The sequence below is a fragment of the Nocardiopsis ansamitocini genome (assembly GCF_030268225.1).
GTDB classification, from domain to species: domain Bacteria; phylum Actinomycetota; class Actinomycetes; order Streptosporangiales; family Streptosporangiaceae; genus Nocardiopsis_D; species Nocardiopsis_D ansamitocini.
Genome location: NZ_BSQG01000025.1, coordinates 1 through 3,976 on the forward strand (window position 1 = coordinate 1; position 3,976 = coordinate 3,976).

Annotated in this window: 1 protein-coding gene; it reads left to right on the forward strand. The window is 69.9% G+C overall.

Features of this window, described 5'->3' with window-relative positions:
* Positions 1–14 precede the first annotated feature (14 nt).
* Positions 15–3,976, forward strand: a 3,962-nt coding sequence (locus QSJ59_RS24220; protein WP_285762087.1) for an SDR family NAD(P)-dependent oxidoreductase, incomplete at its 3' end; no start/stop codon positions are given.

Below are 3,976 nucleotides of genomic sequence, written 5' to 3' on the forward strand. Positions count from 1 at the left end.
GGTTGTTGTGTTCGTTGGCTGAGGTCCATGTGCGCGGTGTGGACGTCGACTGGACGGTGTTGCTTCCTGAAGCGCGGCGGGTGGACCTGCCCACCTACGCTTTCAACCGCCAGCGCTACTGGCTCGACCGTTCCGTCCGTAACGCTGCCGGGGCCGCATCGGGGATCGGACTCGCTCCCGCCGACCACCCGCTCTTGGGCGCGGTCGTCGGGTTGGCCGCCGACGGTGGATCGCTGTTCACCGGTCGGATCTCCCGCACGACGCATCCCTGGCTGGCCGACCACACGGTCGGCACGGCAGTACTGCTGCCCGGAACCGCCCTGGTGGAGATCGTGCTGCGCGCCGGAGACGAGGTCGGCTGCGATGTCCTGGAGGAACTGGTCACCGAGGCTCCACTGGTCCTGCCCGACCACGGAGCCGTCCAGCTCCAGGTGACTGTCGCCGCCCCCGACCCCGAGGGGCGCCGCTCGGTCGAGGTCCACTCCCGACCGGAGTCCGCGGGCGCCACCTCGTGGACCCGGCACGCCTCGGGCCAGCTGGGCGGCGTCCACCCCGTTCCCCCCCAGACCACGGGACCGTGGCCGCCCCACGGTGCCGAACCGGTCGACCTGACCGGTTTCTACCAGCGCCAGGCCGAGGCGGGCTACGTGTACGGTCCCGCGTTCCAGGGCCTGCGCGCGCTTTGGCGCCTCGGCGACGAGGTTCTCGCAGAAGTCGCGCTTCCCGAGGACCGGCATACCGATGCCACCGCGTTCGGCCTGCACCCGGCGCTGCTGGACGCCGCCCTGCACGCCAGCACGTTCTGCGCGTCCTCGCCACAATCCCCCGAAGACGGTATTTTGCTGCCCTTCGCCTGGCAGGACGTCACCCTGTACGCGTCCGGCGCCACCGAACTGCGCGTCCGCTGCACGCCGACCGCCCCCAATACCGTCGAACTGCTCCTCACCGACCACGCGGACACCCCCGTCGCCTCGATCGGTTCTCTGCTCACCCGCCCCATCGAGCGCTCCCGCCTGGACCCCGGTCGCACCGCGCCCGACGACGCACTGTTCACGGTGCAATGGAGTCGGCACGCGCTTGCCCAGGCACCCGACTTCTCCGACTGGGCGGTCGTGGGTGCCGCCACGCTGCCGGACGCCCCCGCCACGTACCCGGATGTACCGGCCCTGACCACCGCACTGGACAGCGGGCGGCCGGTGCCCGGTACCGCCCTGATCGAGATCGGTGCACGGCCCGGGGCGACCACCGGTCCCGCGGCCGCTGCGTTGGAGGCGCTTCGCGCCTGGCTGGCCGAGCCGCGCCTGGACGCGGTACGCCTGGTGGTACTGACCCACGGCGCGATGGCCGTGCACCCCATCGAGAAAGTCGATCCGGCCGTCGCCGCCGTATGGGGACTGGTCCGCTCGGCCCAGTCCGAACACCCCGATCGGTTCACGCTCCTCGACCGCGACAGCCGCGACGTCTCTTTTGCCGCCCTGGCCGCCGCCGTCGCCACCGGTGAGCCGCAGCTCGCGCTCAGGGCAGGGGAGGCGTGGACACCGCGACTCGTGCGGGCCGAACCGGCCCCCGAACTGTGTGTTCCGGCCGGAGCTCCGGCCTGGTGCCTGGCCCCCACCGGTACCGCGACCGTCGACGGCCTGACCCTGATCCCCGCTCCCGACGCGCTCGCCCCACTGGACCGAGGGCAGGTCCGGGTGGGCGTACGCGCCGCAGGGGTGAATTTCCGCGATGTCCTGGTGGCCTTGGACATGGTCCCCGGCCAGAGCGGGCTGGGCGGTGAGGCATCCGGTGTGGTCCTGGAAGTCGGGCCGGACGTTTCCGGCCTCGCCCCCGGCGACCGCGTGATGGGAACCTTCGACCAGACGTTCGGCGCGTTCGGCCCCGTCGCGGTGACCGACCACCGGCTGCTGGCCGCCATCCCCGCCGACTGGTCGTTCGCACAGGCGGCATCGGTCCCGATCGCCTACCTCACCGCCTATTACGCCCTCCGCGATCTGGCGGGAGTCGGACCGGGCGACCGCGTGCTCATCCACTCCGCGACCGGCGGAGTCGGAACGGCCGCCGTTCGGTTGGCGCGCCACCTCGGTGCGGAGGTGTTCGGGACCGCAGGCCCGGGAAAACGAGCCGCCCTGCACGAGCTCGGCCTGGACGACGCACACATCGCCTCGTCACGCTCGGTGCGGTTCGGCTCGGACTTCCTCGCGGCAACCGGCGGTCTCGGGATGGACGTGGTGCTCAACTCGTTGGCCGGCGAGTTCACCGACGCCTCGTTGCGGCTGCTCGCCAGGGGCGGCCGGTTCCTGGAGATGGGCAAGACCGATGTGCGCGACGGGGCCGAGGTCGCGGACGCGCATCCGGGGGCCGACTACCGCGCCTTCGACCTGCGTCAGGCCGGTCCCGACCGGATCGCGCAGATGCTGTCGGAACTGCTCGTTTTGTTCGAGCGGGGGGCGCTCCAGCTCCCGCCGTTGACCACATGGGATGTACGCCGCGCCCCCGAGGCATTCGGTCACATCAGCAGGGCCGACCACATCGGCAAGGTGGTGCTGACCGTTCCCCATTCCCTCGATCCGGTGGGGACGGTGTTGGTGACGGGTGGGACGGGTGTGTTGGGGCGGTTGGTGGTGCGGCATTTGGTGGTGGTGCATGGGGTGCGGCGGTTGGTGGTGGTGAGTCGTTCGGGGTTGGGTGCGCAGGGTGTTGGGGAGTGGGTGGCTGAGCTTTCGGGGTTGGGGGCTGTGGTGGATGTGGTGGTGGGTGATGTTTCTGATCGTGGGGTGGTTGAGGGGGTGGTGGCGGGGGTTGGGGTTGAGCATCCGTTGGTGGGGGTGGTGCATTTGGCGGGTGTGTTGGATGACGGGGTGTTTTCTTCGCTTGGTCCGGAGCGGTTGGGTGGGGTGTTTGGTCCCAAGGCTGACGCTGCGGTGCATTTGGATGAGTTGACTCGTGGTTGTGATCTTTCGATGTTTGTGGTGTTTTCTTCTGCTTCGGGGGTGTTTGGTAATCCGGGGCAGGCTAATTATGCGGCGGCTAATGCGTTTGTGGATGGTTTGGTGCAGCGTCGTCGGGCTGAGGGGTTGCCGGGTGTGTCGATGGCGTGGGGGTTGTGGGAAGAGACCAGCGGACTCACCGCCCACCTGGGACAGACCGACCATCGGCGCACCCGACGCGGCGGGATGGTGGGGCTCACCTCTGCCGAGGGGATGGCGCTGTTCGATGCGGCCCTGCGCAGCGACGTCTCGGTACTCGTCCCCACCCGACTCGACCTCGGCGTCCTGCGCAGTGCCGACCGCACGGAACCCGTCCCCGTACTACTGAGCGGTCTTGCCCGACGCCCCCGGCCCGTTGCCGCGGCCCAGCGCGCTACCGGTACCGGATTGGCGGCGCGCCTCGCCGTGCTTTCCGACGCCGACGCCGACCAGTTGCTGGTGGACCTCGTATGCAGCCAGGCAGCCACCGTCCTCGGCCACTCCGGCGGTGATGCGATTCCCGCCGACCGCGCGTTCAAGGAGAGCGGGTTCGATTCGCTCACCTCGGTGGAACTGCGCAACCGGCTCAACACGGCCACCGGACTGCGCCTGCCCACAACCATCGTGTTCGACCACCCCACGCCCACCGCCCTGGCCCGGTTCGTGCGAACGGGACTCACCGGTGCGGCCCCCGCTCCTGCCGCTGCACCGCGTCAGAGCAGGCCAACCGACGAGCCGATCGCGATCGTGGGGATGGGGTGTCGGTTCCCGGGGGGTGTGGCGTCTCCGGAGGACCTGTGGCGACTGGTGGCGGGAGGCGGTGAGGTCCTCTCCGCGTTCCCCACTGATCGTGGGTGGGATCTGGAGGCGTTGTTCGACGCTGATCCTGATCGTGCGGGGACCTCGTATGTGCGTGTGGGTGGGTTCTTGGAGGATGTGGCGGGGTTTGATGCGGGGTTCTTCGGGATTTCGCCGCGTGAGGCGGTGGCGATGGACCCCCAGCAGCG